Consider the following 14,879-nt stretch of genomic DNA (forward strand, 5'->3'; position numbering starts at 1 on the left):
GGTGACGGGTCCTGGTGAAAGTGGGGCGATTCTAAACGCGGTGGGGCGAAGCGCAAGCTGTCCGATCTTCGCCCAATTTCGCCACGCGCACCCTTGGCGGCGACGACATGGCCGCCATAGAATGTGGAACGCGGTTCCAGAATACTACAAAATCCGTCATCCCACCGAGCCGCCGCCAGGAGATCTTGTTCATGCCTGCCGCTACCCCGCTTCATTCCACCGTGGACTGCGATGTATTGGTCATCGGCTCTGGCGCGGCCGGCTTGTCGGCCGCCGTGACCGCCGCCTGGCATGGCCAAAAAGTCATCCTGGTGGAAAAGGACGACGTGTTCGGCGGGGCCACCGCCTGGTCCGGCGGTTGGATGTGGACGCCGTGCAACCCCCTGGCCAAGCGCGCGGGCATCGACGAAGACGTCTCGCTGCCACGCACCTACCTGGAACACGAACTGGGCGAGCGCTTCAACCCGGCCATCGTCGACGCTTTCCTGGAAGCGGCACCGCGCATGGTGGCGTTCTTCGAACAGCACACGTCCTTGCAATTCAGTGATGGCAACGCCATTGCCGATATCCACGGTGACACGCCGGGAGCGGGGACTGGCGGGCGCTCTGTGATCGCCGCGCCCTATGACGCGCGCCAGGTGGGCAAGCTGCTCAAACGCCTGCGCCGGACCCTGCGCGAAACCTCGTTCATGGGGATGCCGATCATGGCGGGGGCTGATCTGACCGCGTTCCTGACCCTGACCCGCTCCTGGAAGTCGCTGCTGCACGTGACCAAGCGCTTCAGCCGCCACCTGTGGGACCTGGCGGTGCACGGCCGGGCCATGCACCTGGTCAACGGCGTGGCGCTGGTAGCGCGTCTGGCCAAGTCGGCCGAAGACCTGGGCGTGCTGCTGTGGGAGTCGGCACCGGCCAAAAGCCTGATCCACGAACAAGGCCGCGTGGCCGGCGCCGTGGTGCAGACAGCCAAGGGGGACATTGCCATCCGAGCCCGCAAAGGCGTGGTGTTGGCGGCGGGCGGTTTCCCCAATGATGTGGAACGGCGCAAGGCCCTGTTCCCCCGTACCCCGACTGGCCACGAGCACCTGGCGCTGCCGCCCCTGGGCACCAGCGGCGATGGCCTGCGCCTGGGCGAGAGCGTGGGCGGCCAGGTGGCCGATGACCTGGTGAGCGCCGCGGCCTGGTGCCCGGTGTCGAAGGTGCCTTACAAGGACGGCAGCTTCGGCCACTTCCCGCACATCATCGAACGGGGCAAACCGGGCATCATCGGCGTGCTGGCCAACGGCAAGCGTTTCGTCAACGAGGCCGACGGCTACTACGACTACACCAACGCCATGGTGCGCGAGGCACCGGGTGAAGAAGTCGCGTCATGGCTGATCTGCAGCCATGCCTTCCAGCGTCGCTATGGCCTGGGCATTTCCCGCCCCTTCCCCCTGCCCGTCTCGCCATGGGTCACCAACGGCTACCTGAAGACCGGCAATACCATCGAAGAACTGGCGATTGCCTGCGGCATCGACCCGGCCGGCCTGGTGCAGACGGTCAGCGACTTCAACCACTACGCACGCAATGGCCAGGACCCCGAGTTCGGCCGCGGCAATACCCCTTACAACCGCAAGCAGGGCGACGCGCTGCACCAGCCCAACCCCTGCGTGGCCCCCATCGAACAGGGGCCTTTCTATGCGGTCAAGGTTCAACCGGGCAGCTTCGGCACCTTCGCCGGGCTGCGCACCAATGAACATGCCCAGGTACTGGATGCCCGCGGCCAGCCCATCGCCGGGCTGTACGCGGCAGGCACCGACATGGCCAGCATGATGGGCGGCTACTACCCCGCCGGCGGCATCAACCTGGGGCCGGCCACCACGTTCGGCTATATCGCCGGCCGCCACCTGGCGGGCGCAACGACCTACGAATGAACACCACCACGAATGCAGGGAGATCGAGCATGCAGAGCATCACCAACCGTCACGGGCTGAACATGCCCAAGCTGGGCCTGGGTACCTGGCCCATGGTCGGCCAGGAATGCACCGCCGCTGTGGTCCAGGCGCTGGATGTGGGCTACCGCCACATCGACACCGCTGCCGGCTACAACAATGAAGACGCCGTAGGCAACGCCCTGGCCCAGACCTCGGTGCCGCGCGAGCAGATCCACGTCACCAGCAAGGTGTGGTGGGACAAGCTGGCGCCGGCCGACATGCGCCAGTCGTTCGACAATACCCTCAAGGCATTGCAAAGCGACTACATCGACCTGTTCATGATCCACTGGCCGACCAAGGACTGGGACCTGGAGCGCACCATCGAGACGCTGGTTTCGTTCAAGGAAGACGGCCGTGCCCGCAACATCGGCGTGGCCAACTTCCCGTTGCCATTGCTGACCAAGGTGCTCGAAGAACTTAAAGCGCCGCTGTCGGTGCTGCAAGTGGAATACCACGTCACCCTGGACCAGACCCCGCTGCTGCAACTGGCCCGCAAGCACGACATGGCCCTGACCGCGTACAGCCCGATCGTGCGCAACCGGGTGTCGGAATACCCGCAGTTGCAGGCCATCGCCAATAAGCATGGCGTGCTCCCCACCCAGGTAGCGCTCAAGTGGCTGCTGGACCAGGACGGCGTGGCAGCCATTCCGAAAGCGGCGAGCCGGGCCAACCAGTTGAGCAACCTGGCCTCACTACAGGTTCAGCTGGATGATGAAGACCGTGCGCTGATCGCCGGCCTGCCCAAGGACCAACGCCTGGTGAGCCCGCCGTTCGCGCCGCAGTGGGATTGATCCCTTATCAGGCGATGCGACACAAAAAAACCGCCCATCAAGGCGGTTTTTTTGTGTCGGCTTTTCGGCTTAGAAGTCGAAGAACACGGTCTCGCCTTCGCCCTGGATGCGAATGTCGAAACGGTAGGCCGTCTTGCCATTCACTTCACAGCGGGTAGCGATCAGAGTCTCGCGGCGCGCTGGCTGCTCGATCAGGTTCAGCACCGGGTCCTTGGCGTTAGCCTCGGCTTCGTCGCTGAAGTAGATGCGGGTTTGCAGGTGGATGTTGATACCACGGGCAAACAGGCTGACGTTGATGTGCGGCGCCATCGGAACGCCCGCGGCGTTCTTCACCACGCCCGGCTTGACCGTGTGCAGGTCCCACTCGCCGCCGTCGAAAGTGGTGGCGGTACGGCCGAAGCTGTTGAACGGCTTCTCCAGGTTGTAGTCAGTGTCGTAGTGGCCGTTGGCATCGGCCTGCCAGAACTCCAGGAACGAGTCGCGCACCTTGTGGCCATTGCCGTCGTAGACGTCGCCCAGCAGCACGATGTGCTCGCCCTGGGCGCCTGGCTTGGCCATCTGGTTCCAGATTTCCTGGTCGCGCGGCGGGTTGCCAGCGGCGGACAGGGCCAGGCCGATGTGCACATAGGGGCCAGCGGTCTGCGAAGCTGTTTCCTTGAGCAGTGTGATAGGCATGGTGGCGCTCTCCTCAGCAGTTTTCGAAGTGGGTCTTGCGCTGGCCGCGCAGCACGATGTCAAAGCGGTACGCCAGGCAATCCATCGGATTGGCGTGGTTCATGTCCAGCTTGGCGATCAGGCTCTGTACCGCTTCGGGGTCGGCGATGGACTTGACGATCGGGCACATCGGGATCAGCGGGTCACCTTCGAAGTACAGCTGGGTGATCAGGCGAGTAGAGATCGACGGGCCGCTTACCGACACGTGGATGTGCGCCGGGCGCCAGTCGTTCGGGCCGTTGCGCCATGGGTACGGGCCCGGCTTGATGGTGCGGAAGTTGAAGTAGCCTTCGCTGTCGGTGACCATGCGGCCGACACCACCGAAGTTGGGGTCCAGCGGCGCCAGGTAACGGTCATTCTTGTGGCGGTAGCGGCCACCGGCGTTAGCCTGCCAGATTTCCACCAGGGTGTGCGGGATCGGCTTGCCGTACTGGTCGCACACGCGGCCAGCCAGGATGATGCGCTCGCCGATAGGCAGGCCACCGTTGTTGAAGTTCAGCAACAGGTCGTTGTCGTACTTGCCGAATTTCAGGTGCGAGAAATCCGGGCCGGTGGATTCGCTCACCGATTGAGGAATGCTCACCAGGGCCTGGCGCGGGGAGCGCGGCACGGAGGTCTTGTAGTCGGGGGTCAAGGCTTTGGGGTGCCAATTACGGTCACGGATAACGAAGCGACTGGTGTCTTGGGAAGACATGCCGTTCTCCTATTATTTGATTTATTGGGTCCTGCGGACAGGCTTGGGGCTAGTCTCAATGAAATCTTTAGTATCGAAAATTGAATATAGCAGCACCATACATATCCAATTGGTTATCCATACCGCTGTTCTGGAGGGTCTAAGCCATGCTGTGGAAAAAAGGTCGTCGCAGTGACAACGTGGTCGACGCCCGGGATGATGATTCTGCCGCAGGCGGCGGCGGTGGCGGCCTGCGCATCGGTGGCAAGGGCCTGAGCCTGACAGCCGTGGTGCTGATCGTGGGCTTTGGCTTGCTCACCGGCCAGGACCCCATGCAGATTCTCGGACAACTGACCGGGCAACTGAGCCAGCCGCAAACCGCACCGGCAGACACACGTACCCGCCCTGCCCCGCCCGCCAACGACCAACAGGCAGATTTCGTGCGCGCCGTGCTGGGTGACACCGAAGACACCTGGACCCAGATCTTTCAGCAGGCCGGCAAGCAATACCAGGACCCCAAGCTGGTGCTGTTCCGCGGCCAGGTGAATTCAGCCTGCGGGTTCGCCACCTCGGCAGTGGGCCCCTTCTATTGCCCGGGCGACCGCCAGGTGTACCTGGACATGGACTTCTTCAAAGAGATGGCCCAGCGCTTCCACGCCGCCGGCGACTTCGCCGAGGCTTACGTGATCGCCCATGAAGTGGGCCACCATGTGCAGAACCTGTTGGGGGTGTCGGCCAAGATCCAGGCCGCACGCCAGCGTGGCCAGCCCATGGAAGGCGCCAGTGGCTTGTCGGTAAGGCAGGAACTGCAGGCGGACTGCCTGGCGGGGGTGTGGGCCTACCATGCCCAGCAACGGCTGAACTGGTTGGAACCGGGGGATGTGGAAGCGGCGCTCAATGCCGCCAATGCCATCGGCGACGACCGTCTGCAGGAACAGAGCCAGGGACGCGTGGTCCCCGACTCCTTTACCCATGGCACCTCGGCCCAGCGCGTGCGCTGGTTCAAGGCAGGTTTCGCACAGGGTCAGGTGAACCAGTGCGATACCTTTGGCGCCAAGGCGCTGTGATCAGAACGCCGCTTTGATCTGCACACCGGCCATCAGCGCGTTCTGGGTGTTGGTGCCGTAGAACGCACCCGGCTCCTTGATGTACTGCACGTCAGGGCGCACGGTCAGCCACTTGGTGACCTGGGCGGTGTAGCTCAGCTCGATCAGCTGCTCGCCGCTGTCCAGGTTGCTGATTTCATCAGCTGCGGCGGCGGTGGACGCAGCGGCGATCTGGTTGTCACGGGTGTGCGGGTTCAGCACCGCACGGCCGTAGGCCAGGCCGATGGCGTCGTCAGGACGGCTGTCGAACGGTTTGTGCAGCACTACGCCCGCCGAGTACCAGTGGTGGAACGGCGAAGTGGCCACGTCGGTCTGGGTGGCCTGGCCGAACACGTGCAGGTTGCGCTTGGGGTCGGTGGCCGAGTGCCACACGGACTGGTCGGCCAGCACATAGGAACCGGAACGGCCGGCAGCGGTGCCGTTGTGGTCGATGCGCGCGGTATCGGAGGTGTCGTAGTACCAGCCGAACTTGTACTGGCCGTCATATTCGCCGGCGTGGGTGTAGATCAGCTCGATCGGCATGATGGTGCCGGTGTAGTGATCCGGGCTCATGCGCAGCGCGTACTTGGACTCACTGTTGGTGATCGGGTTGACCTCGAACGCGGCAGTCTGGATCGCCCACTCGTCGTTGATCTTGTACTTCAGCATGCCACCCCAGTGGCCGGTCGGGGCGTTGGTCCAGCCGCTGCCACCGGACATCGACAACGGGTGGGCACAGAAGCCGGCGTTGACGAAGTTGGTGAGAATGCTCATGCCACCGAAATCATTACCCATGGGCATGAAACCGACTTTCATGTCCAGGTTGGGAGTGAAAATGGTGCGCTCGTAGCTGAATTCACTGATACGGGTGTACTGGCCGCCGTAGATTTCCTGCACCGGCAGGCGGTTGCCCACCAGGTCGTTGGAGGCGCTGTTGCCGCGGCGGTCGGTAACCATGATCTGCACCAGGCCGCCGTTGTCCACGCCCAGGATCTTGCTCAGGTCGAACCGCGCGCCAATGCGCAGTTGCTGGGCGTAACGGGCGCCGTGGCTCTCGCCGCCGTGCACGGTGCCGAAGGTTTCGGACACGTAGTCACTGGTGATCTTCACGCCCTCGTTCTCGAGGCGCGTACGTTCACCGCCCCAGTTACCGGTCATGAGCGAGTCGTCGGCCAGGGCGAGGCCCGGAACCACCAGGGAGCCCAGCGACAGGCCGGCCACCAGGCCTGAAGTCTTGATGCGACGCGAAGATTTGATGAGCATGATTCTCTACGATTTCGATTGATTCAGGAGGAGGTATCGGCCGGCAGGGATGTTTAGCCTAGTACGAGGGGTGCATCATAATGACGCACCCCTGCGGAATTAAGACCAATGGTAACAAAATTGTGTTGCGGAATTTAAGAAAATGATCGGAATAGTTAGTTTAGTTTCATACGCAGGTATGCGATGGTCGAGCGGGGCTTTCCAAACGTGAAAGCCCGCCCGGTGATGGCCGGTCAGACAGTGCGAGGGCGGGTCTCAGCGGGTAGCGAGGTCGAGCAGGTCGGAGCAGGTTGGCGCGTGCCAGTCGGCAAGCTCGGGCCACGGGTTTTCCGGCAGGTTGACCAGTACAGTGTGGGTGCCGGCCGCGCGGCCGCAGTCCAGATCAAAGCGGTAATCGCCCACCATCACCATCTGCGACGGTGACACGCCCCAGCCATTGGCCAGCTTCAGCAAGCCATCGGGGTCCGGCTTGGGTAGCGCATTGTCGCGCCCCAGCACGTCCTGGGCAGCAAAGCAGTCGGCAATGCCGATGGCCTCAAGGGTAATGTGCGCCAGCTCCCGTGCGTTGCGCGTCAGGATACCCAATGTGTGGCCGCGGGCCGCCAGGCTGCGCACCAGCTCGACCGCGCCATCGGCGGCGCGGGAAGCCACCGCCAGTTCGCGTTCGTGCTCCAGCAACCAGGCATGCTTGGCCGCCGCCACGTGCGCGGGCAAGCCCGCCAGGTGGGTCAGGATGTCATCCTCGGGCGGAATCTCCAGGGCCACGCGAATGGCTGCGAAATCGTGCACGGCCACGGTCAGGGTGCCATCCATGTCGAACACCCAGTGGCGTATGTCGCGCAGGCTCATGCCCAGTCCTTGCGGTGGCGAATCAGGCCTTCCTGGGCCGCGGACGCTACCAACTGGCCCGCACGGTTGTACACGCTGCCGCGGCAGAACCCGCGGGCATTGCCGGCCCAGGGGCTGTCCATGGCATACAGCAGCCAGTCATCGGCACGCAGGTCGCCATGGAACCACAGGGCGTGGTCGAGGCTGGCCAATTGCATATCCTTCTGCCACACCGACTTGCCATGAGGCATCAGCGAGGTAGTCAGCAGGCCGAAGTCAGAGGCATAGGCCATGATGTATTTGTGCAGTGCCGGGATGTCCGGCAGCGTGCCGTCGGCGCGAAACCACACGTATTTGACCGGGTCCCCAGGGACCGGGTTGTAGGGGTCGCGTTCGGTTACCGGGCGCACTTCAATGGGCTTGGGGCACAGCAGCTTGTCGCGCAGTTGCTCGGGGAGCGTGTGGGCGATGCGCTGGGTCAGTTCCAGTTCGGTGGGCAGGTTTTCCGGGCCGACCACGCCGGGCATCGACGCTTGGTGCTCATAGCCCTCTTCGTCGTACTGGAAGGAAGCGCTGCAGGTGAAAATCTGTTGGCCCTTCTGCACGGCGGTCACGCGGCGCGTGCTGAAGCTGCCGCCATCCCGCACCTTGTCGACCATGTACACCACCGGTAGCTGGGCATCGCCGGGGCGCAGGAAGTAGCCATGCAGGGAGTGCACATGGCGCGCGTCCTCGACGGTCTGGCTGGCGGCCGACAGCGATTGGCCCAGTACCTGGCCGCCGAACAGCTGGCGAAAACCCAGGTCCTGGCTGCGGCCGCGAAACAGGTTTTCCTCGATGGGCTCGAGGGTCAACAGGTCAACCAGATCGTCCAACACGTGGCTCATTCGAACTCTCCAAAAACAGTAACGGTGCCCGTGAGGCGAGACAGTGAGGGCGAATGATACAGGCAAAAGCCCCGGCCGCCGACCAGGTGCTAGCCGTGCAGGGTCTGGCGCCACTGGTCGCGATTGATGCGGTACAGCACATGGCGCTCCAGTTCATGCCCGGGCGGGAGCCGTGGGTGGTCGAAATCACCGAACGGGTCGCGCTGCATGCCGATGGCCTGCATGACCTTCTTTGACGGCTCGTTGGCCTGGGCGGTAAACGACACCACCTCGTCCAGCCCCAGCTGACTGAAGGCGGCCCGCAGGCTGGTCCAGGCCGCTTCGCTGGCAAAACCCAGGCCCCAGTGACGGCTGGCCAGGCGCCAGCCGATTTCCACCGCAGGGGTGAAAGGCGCCTCGAAGCTGACATGGCCCAAACCGGTGAAACCGATGAAGGCCCCGGTGTCCTTGCGCTCCAGCGCCCACAGCCCGAAGCCGTATTCGTTGAAATGCCCACGGATGCGCCCGATCAACGCGGCGCTTTCCAGGCGTGTGAGCAAGGCGGGGAAGTAGCGCATCACCTGCTCATCGGCGCACAGGGCCGCGAACTCCGTCAGGTCTTCGTCACGCCATTGGCGCAGGATCAGGCGCGCGCTTTCCAGCTCCAGGATCGGCTTCATCACTGTGTTCCCCGTTGACGGTCCTTGAAGTTTACTCTGCCGGTGGCAAGATTCAGGCAACCCCCTGCGCCGAAAGTGCCCATGCCACTGCCATTGATCTACCACGACGATTACAGCCCCGAGTTCCCCCCGGAACATCGCTTCCCCATGGACAAGTTCCGCCTGCTGCGCGACCACCTGGTGAGCAGCGGCCTGGTACGCGATGCCGACCTGCTGCGCCCCGAACTGTGCCCGGCAGACATCCTGGCCCTGGCCCATGACCGGGATTACATCGAGCGCTACATGAGCGGCAGCCTGGCGCGCGAAGACCAGCGCAGGCTGGGCCTGCCCTGGTCCGAAGCGCTGGCGCGGCGCACCGTGCGCGCGGTGGGTGGCTCGCTGCTGGCGGCGGAGCAGGCCTTGCAGCACGGGCTGGCCTGCCACCTGGCCGGCGGCACCCACCATGCTCATCATGACCATCCCGCCGGCTTCTGCATCTTCAACGACCTGGCAGTGATCAGCCACTACCTGCTGGGCAGTGGGCGGGTGGGCAACGTGCTGATCTTCGACTGCGACGTGCACCAGGGCGATGGCACGGCACGCATCCTGGCCGACACGCCCAGCGCCATCACCGTGTCACTGCACTGCGAAAAGAACTTCCCGGCGCGCAAGGCCGACAGCGACTGGGACATCCCCCTGCCCATGGGCATGGGCGACGACGCCTACCTGCAAGTGGTGGACGAAACCCTCGATTACCTGTTGCCCCTGTACCGGCCCGACCTGGTGCTGTATGACGCCGGCGTGGATGTGCACAAGGACGATGCCCTGGGCTACCTGCAACTGACCGATGCGGGCGTGTCGGCGCGCGATGAGCGTGTGCTGCGCCATTGCCTGGGCCGGGACATTCCGGTGATGGGCGTGATCGGCGGCGGTTACAGCAAGGACCGCCAGGCCCTGGCCCGCCGCCACGGGCTGCTGCACCACAGTGCCCAGCGGGTGTGGACAGATCTGGGGTTGTGACTTACCCACATCGGCTGTGGAGCCGCCTGTGGATAACCTGCGGGAAAGCCCTGCCACGCCAGTAACGGCGTGGCCTGCAGGCCGCTGTACGTTTTTTATCCACTGCTGATGAGCTACAATGGCCGGCTTATTTCGTACCGTGTGGCTGCCCATGTCAGATTCCCTCCCCACCCCTGCTCATCATGTCGCGATCATCGGCGGCGGCCCTGCCGGGTTGATGGCCGCTGAAGTGCTGAGCCAGGCCGGCGTGCGCGTTGAAGTGTTCGATGCCATGCCATCGGTGGGCCGCAAGTTCCTGCTGGCCGGGGTCGGCGGCATGAACATCACCCATTCCGAGCCGTACCCTGCGTTCGTCGCGCGCTACGCCGAGCGGCGTGATGAGGTGGCCGCCATGCTGGCCGAGTTCGATGCCGAACGCCTGTGCCAGTGGATTCACGGCCTGGGCATCGACACCTTCATCGGCACCTCCGGGCGGGTATTTCCCACGGACATGAAGGCCGCGCCCCTGCTACGCGCCTGGCTCAAGCGCCTGCGTGAACAGGGGGTCGTTATCCACACCCGGCATCGCTGGCAGGGCTGGAACGTCGACGGCAGCCTGCGTATTCAACACCCTGGGGGCGAGTTGGCGGTAAAGCCGGACGCCACGGTGCTGGCCCTGGGCGGCGCCAGTTGGGCGCGCCTGGGCTCCGACGGTGCCTGGCTGCCCTGGTTGACGGAGCGCCAGGTAGCCATCGCCCCCCTTCAGCCCGCCAATAGCGGTTTCGAAGTGGCGGCCTGGAGTGATTTGCTACGCGACAGGTTCGCTGGCGCCCCCCTGAAGAACGTGGCCATGCACCTGGCCGGCGAGACGCCGCGCCTGGGTGAGGCGATCGTCACCGCCACGGGTATCGAGGGCAGCCTGGTGTACGCCCTGTCGGCACGCATCCGCGAGCAGATCAATGCGCAGGGGCAAGCGACGGTCTACCTCGATCTGCTGCCGGGCAAGCCTGTGGATAAAGTGGCAGCCGCCTTGAGCAGGCCTCGGGGTTCGCGCTCCATGGCCAAGCACCTGCACAGCGTGCTGGGCATCGACGGCGTGAAGGCGGCGCTGCTGCGCGAGCTGTCGGACAAGGCTGCCTTTGATGAACCACAGGTGCTGGCGGCGGCGATCAAGGCGTTGCCCATCGTCGTGGTGCGGCCACGGCCGCTGGATGAAGCGATCAGTACAGCGGGCGGTGTTCGATTTGACGCGCTGAATGCAGGACTGATGCTGACGGCGGCGCCAGGGGTGTTCTGCGCGGGGGAAATGCTGGACTGGGAGGCGCCAACGGGCGGCTACCTGCTGACGGCGTGCTTCGCCAGCGGGCGAGTTGCGGCCCACGGTGCGCTGGACTGGTTGCGCACCTGACCGTCAGCAGCGGGCCTGGCCGGGCCGGCCGTCACGCGGGGTGAATGAAACCACGCGGCGGTCCGGTCGCGGCCGGGTCCGCTGCTACACAGCGCGTTAAGGCTTGCGCTTGCGTGGGCCGGTGTTGAAGGCCGGCACCTTGCGCACGGGCTTGGCGGCCGGGGCAACGTTTTCGGTGGGCGTGTCGCCGCTGTCCATCCATTTGCCCAGGGTGCGCTTGCCGCCACTGACCTTGGGTTTCTTCGGCTTTTTCGGTTTTTTCAGCACGTCGCCGCTGGCATTGGTTTCCGGGACGCGGTGGTCGGGTTCGAAACCCGACTCTTCCTGGCGCTTGAGGGTCTGGCGGGTCAGCACTTCGATGGCCGACAGCAGTTGCACTTCGTCGGCGCACACCAGCGAAATCGCCTCGCCGGTCTGGCCCGCCCGGCCCGTGCGGCCGATGCGGTGCACGTAGTCTTCGGCAACGATGGGCAGGTCGAAGTTGACCACGGTGGGCAGGTCGTCGATGTCCAGGCCGCGGGCGGCCACGTCAGTGGCCACCAGGATCTGCACTTCATTGGCCTTGAAGCGGTCCAGGGCACGCTGGCGCGTGGCCTGGGGCTTGTCGCCGTGGATGCCGTCGGCGTTGATGCCCAGGCCCTGCAGGCGCTCGACCAAGGCATCGACACCGTTGCGGGTCTTGGCGAAGACCAGGGTCTGCTTCCACTTCAGGCGTTTCATCAAGTGGATGAACAGCTCTGGCTTGCGCTTCTTGTCCACCGTGACGATCCACTGCTTCACGGTGGAAGCCGCTACGTTGCGCGGGCTGACTTCGATGCTCAACGGGTTGTCGAGCATCTGCCCGGCCAGCAGGCGGATGTCGTCGGAGAACGTGGCCGAAAACAGCAGCGTCTGGCGCTTTTTCGGCAATGCGGCGTAGATATCGCGCAGTTCTTCGGCGAAACCGAGGTCGAGCATGCGGTCGGCCTCGTCCAGCACCAGGGTTTCCAGCTGGTTGAATTTCAACGCGTTCTGACGATAAAGGTCCAGCAGGCGGCCCGGGGTGGCCACCAGCAGGTCGATGCCCTTGCGCAGCTTCATCATCTGCGGGTTGATGCTGACGCCACCGTACACCGCATAGGTGCTCAGCGGCACATGCTCACCGTATTCACGAATGCTGGCGTGCACCTGTTCGGCCAGTTCCCGGGTCGGCACCAGCACCAGCGCGCGCACGCAGTTGCTGGCCACTTTCGGGCCTTCCATGGTCAGGCGCTGCAGCATGGGCAGCGCGAAGCCGGCGGTCTTGCCGGTGCCGGTCTGGGCGGCGGCCATCAGGTCACGGCCGGCCAGCACCGCTGGAATGGCCTGGGCCTGTACCGGCGTCGGGGTCTGGTAGCCAAGGGTTTCCAGGGCGCGCAACAGGGGTTCAATCAGGCCAAGGGTGGCGAATGTCATCGAGGGTACCGTCAGGTCAAATTCTGCAATGCGCGCAGTTTACCTTGTCAGGGCGTGTGGAGGCGGGCTTGCCAGCGAGTTTTTCTGAACGGTCGCTGGCGGGGCGGTCAGGCGCCGCGATGCTTGCGCAGCGCGTCGCCGATCTTCGCCGCCGGCACCCTCTGCAAGGTGCAGAACAATGCATGGGACACCTGGCTCAAGCCATGGGTCTGACGCAGCTCGCCGGCCAGGTGCTGAACCAGGTTGGCCGCCATCTCGGCGTCGGCCATGGCCCGGTGGGCAGTGCCGGTGTGCGGCAGGCCGGCCCATTGCGTCAGGGTGCCGAGCTTGTGGTTGGGCGCCGCCGGCATCAGGCGCCGGGCCAGCAGCATGGAGCAGGCGAAGCGCTGGCGACGTTCGCGGCGCAGCAGGCCCAGTTCATAATCCCAGAACCGCTGGTCGAACGAGGCGTTGTGGGCCAGCAGCGGCGTGTCACCGACAAAGTCGGCCACTTCACCCATTACCTGGGCAGCCGGCGGCGCACCGCGGACCATGGCGGTGGTGATGCCGGTCAGGCTGGAGACGAACGCGGGCACGGCCACCCCCGCATTCATCAGGCTCTGGTAGCGATCGACGATCTGCCCGCGTTCGAGCATCACCACGGCGATTTCGGTGGCACGGCAGTAGGCGCCCGGCGAGATGCCGGTGGTTTCAAAGTCGATGACGGCAATACGTTCCAAGACAACTCCAGGTATTCAATTCTTGAGCAACAACGCGCCTTCGATGGGCACGTAGCGGCTGGCGGCGCGGATCAGCGAGTTCGCCGTGAGCCCCGGTACGCCGTAGGCAACCGCCTGCACACCGTGCTTGCTGATGATACGGTCGAGCAGCATGTCGAAGTCGCCGTCGCCGGAGGCCAGTACCACTTCATCGACGCGGTCGGCCACGTCCATGATATCGATGGTGATGCCTACGTCCCAGTCGCCCTTGGCCGAGCCGTCGCTGCGCTGGATGTAAGGCTTGAGCTTTACCGTGAACCCCAGGTTGCGCAGGATCTGCTGGAACTGCTGCTGCTTGCTGTCGCCACGGTCGATGGCATACGCATAGGCTTCGACGATCTGGCCGCGCTGGCTGATGTCGGCCCACAAGGCGGCATAGTTGAAATGGCAACCGTAGGCCTGGCGCACGGTGTAATAGAGGTTTTGTACATCGGCGAACACCGCGATTCTTTTCACCGCACATCCTCGTGGCGCCGGAGCGCTCGACCTTGATCAGGCCGTCAGTATGCCAGTTGCGACGCGCGTGCTGGGAATTGTCTGGCGAAACGGCCCGGGCAACTGCCGCGGGCCGCCTGCCGAAGGGGCTCAGACGAAGGTGTCGTCGTCATCGAAGAAGCTGCCACCGCTGTCATCGCTGAAGTCGGTGTCAGTGAGGTTACCGCTATCGTTGCCCCACGAATCGTTGTTGGCGAAGCGCTCAGGCTCGCTGCCGCCCCAGCCGCCCTGGTCCTGCACAGGCTCTTGCAGCACCTCGACGATTTCCTGAGGCTGGTTGTTGTGGTGGAACAGGCTGCTGATGCCTTCGGCCAGCATCACGCCACCGGCGACGCCGGCTGCGGTTTGCAAGGCACCCCGCATGAAGCCGCCACCTGCCGGAGCCGCCTGCTGGGGTGGCGGTGCGTATTGTGGTTGCTGCGGCGCAGGCTGCTGGTAGCCGTTGCCAGGCTCGCGCCAGCCGCCCGATTGCTGCGGGGCCGGTGCGGGCTCGGAACGCGAGCCACCGCCGAACAGGTTCGACAGGAAGCCGCCGCTGGCGGGCTGCTGGTTGCCCGAGCCTGCCTGGGCACGTGCCTGGGCCAGGTCGGCCTGGAGTTTCTTGACCTGCTCGTCCATGCGCTTGAGGGCCGCTTCCTGTACCAGGATGGCCTGGGCCATGTAATAAGGCACTGCCGGTTGCGCGGCCACATGTTCCTTGATCCGTTCGTACGCCTGGGCGTCACGTGGGGCTGATCCCGCTTCGGCTTGCTTGAGCCGGGTAAACAGTCCATCGATCAGGGTTTGCTCTTCGCTGTTCATGGCGACCTCGTTAGATTGCCGGTAAAAATTCGGCCCGGCCCGATATGGGCGGCCTGCGTACAAAATGGGGCACCCGGGTGACGGTTTCAATGGCGGCGCAGCATGAAACTTCCTTCAGCCGGCCGCCCGACCGCC

Annotated in this window: 15 protein-coding genes; 5 read left to right on the top strand and 10 right to left on the bottom strand. The window is 64.5% G+C overall.

The features are described 5' to 3' along the window. Nucleotides 1-191 precede the first annotated feature (191 nt). Nucleotides 192-1,910, top strand: coding sequence for an FAD-dependent oxidoreductase (locus QBK88_RS17780; RefSeq protein ID WP_277963052.1), 1,719 nt, complete (start codon nucleotides 192-194; stop codon nucleotides 1,908-1,910). Nucleotides 1,911-1,939: 29 nt separating this feature from the next. Then, nucleotides 1,940-2,761 carry an aldo/keto reductase gene (locus tag QBK88_RS17785; protein ID WP_277963053.1) on the top strand — a complete coding sequence of 274 codons (822 nt, stop codon included), beginning with the start codon at nucleotides 1,940-1,942 and terminating at the stop codon, nucleotides 2,759-2,761. A gap of 69 nt (nucleotides 2,762-2,830) precedes the next feature. On the opposite strand, the gene pcaG is transcribed toward QBK88_RS17785, so the two are convergent. Then, nucleotides 2,831-3,436 (bottom strand): protocatechuate 3,4-dioxygenase subunit alpha, encoded by a 606-nt coding sequence (gene pcaG / locus QBK88_RS17790; RefSeq protein ID WP_277963054.1) that lies wholly within the window; start codon nucleotides 3,434-3,436, stop codon nucleotides 2,831-2,833. A gap of 13 nt (nucleotides 3,437-3,449) precedes the next feature. After that, nucleotides 3,450-4,169, bottom strand: coding sequence for a protocatechuate 3,4-dioxygenase subunit beta (gene pcaH / locus QBK88_RS17795; RefSeq protein ID WP_277963055.1), 720 nt, complete (start codon nucleotides 4,167-4,169; stop codon nucleotides 3,450-3,452). 146 nt (nucleotides 4,170-4,315) lie between these two features. Here pcaH and ypfJ point away from each other — a divergent pair, with 146 nt between their 5' ends. Next, complete coding sequence (ypfJ, locus tag QBK88_RS17800) at nucleotides 4,316-5,215, top strand: KPN_02809 family neutral zinc metallopeptidase (RefSeq protein ID WP_277963056.1); 900 nt, start codon at nucleotides 4,316-4,318, stop codon at nucleotides 5,213-5,215. Here the strand turns inward: ypfJ and QBK88_RS17805 are convergent, their stop codons facing one another. The 4 genes from QBK88_RS17805 to QBK88_RS17820 form a co-directional block, all read right to left on the bottom strand. Beyond that, the gene (locus QBK88_RS17805) at nucleotides 5,216-6,496 is read right to left on the bottom strand and encodes a carbohydrate porin (protein ID WP_277963057.1); all 1,281 of its coding nucleotides are present in this window, start codon (nucleotides 6,494-6,496) and stop codon (nucleotides 5,216-5,218) included. A gap of 255 nt (nucleotides 6,497-6,751) precedes the next feature. Further along, nucleotides 6,752-7,345, bottom strand: coding sequence for an HAD family hydrolase (locus tag QBK88_RS17810; protein WP_277963058.1), 594 nt, complete (start codon nucleotides 7,343-7,345; stop codon nucleotides 6,752-6,754). After that, the gene (tesB, locus tag QBK88_RS17815; protein WP_277963059.1) at nucleotides 7,342-8,211 is read right to left on the bottom strand and encodes an acyl-CoA thioesterase II; all 870 of its coding nucleotides are present in this window, start codon (nucleotides 8,209-8,211) and stop codon (nucleotides 7,342-7,344) included. The genes QBK88_RS17810 and tesB overlap by 4 nt, the downstream gene beginning before the upstream one ends. Nucleotides 8,212-8,300: 89 nt before the next feature. After that, nucleotides 8,301-8,870 carry a GNAT family N-acetyltransferase gene (locus tag QBK88_RS17820; RefSeq protein ID WP_268148116.1) on the bottom strand — a complete coding sequence of 190 codons (570 nt, stop codon included), beginning with the start codon at nucleotides 8,868-8,870 and terminating at the stop codon, nucleotides 8,301-8,303. 81 nt (nucleotides 8,871-8,951) lie between these two features. Between QBK88_RS17820 and QBK88_RS17825 the strand changes: the two genes are divergently transcribed. Next, nucleotides 8,952-9,869, top strand: a complete 918-nt coding sequence (locus tag QBK88_RS17825; protein WP_268148114.1) for a histone deacetylase family protein — start codon at nucleotides 8,952-8,954, stop codon at nucleotides 9,867-9,869. A gap of 151 nt (nucleotides 9,870-10,020) precedes the next feature. Beyond that, nucleotides 10,021-11,256 carry a TIGR03862 family flavoprotein gene (locus tag QBK88_RS17830; RefSeq protein ID WP_277963060.1) on the top strand — a complete coding sequence of 412 codons (1,236 nt, stop codon included), beginning with the start codon at nucleotides 10,021-10,023 and terminating at the stop codon, nucleotides 11,254-11,256. 96 nt (nucleotides 11,257-11,352) lie between these two features. On the opposite strand, the gene QBK88_RS17835 is transcribed toward QBK88_RS17830, so the two are convergent. From QBK88_RS17835 to QBK88_RS17850, 4 genes are all read right to left on the bottom strand, one after another. After that, nucleotides 11,353-12,690, bottom strand: a complete 1,338-nt coding sequence (locus tag QBK88_RS17835; RefSeq protein WP_277963061.1) for a DEAD/DEAH box helicase — start codon at nucleotides 12,688-12,690, stop codon at nucleotides 11,353-11,355. 107 nt (nucleotides 12,691-12,797) lie between these two features. After that, complete coding sequence (locus tag QBK88_RS17840; protein ID WP_277963062.1) at nucleotides 12,798-13,409, bottom strand: 3'-5' exonuclease; 612 nt, start codon at nucleotides 13,407-13,409, stop codon at nucleotides 12,798-12,800. A gap of 15 nt (nucleotides 13,410-13,424) precedes the next feature. After that, complete coding sequence (locus QBK88_RS17845; RefSeq protein ID WP_158153504.1) at nucleotides 13,425-13,904, bottom strand: LabA-like NYN domain-containing protein; 480 nt, start codon at nucleotides 13,902-13,904, stop codon at nucleotides 13,425-13,427. Nucleotides 13,905-14,033: 129 nt separating this feature from the next. Further along, nucleotides 14,034-14,744: a DUF2076 domain-containing protein gene (locus QBK88_RS17850; RefSeq protein WP_268148104.1), complete on the bottom strand. Its 711-nt coding sequence runs from the start codon at nucleotides 14,742-14,744 to the stop codon at nucleotides 14,034-14,036. Nucleotides 14,745-14,879 lie beyond the last annotated feature (135 nt).

The organism is Pseudomonas sp. RIT-To-2 (assembly GCF_029623465.1).
Taxonomy (GTDB): domain Bacteria; phylum Pseudomonadota; class Gammaproteobacteria; order Pseudomonadales; family Pseudomonadaceae; genus Aquipseudomonas; species Aquipseudomonas silvicola.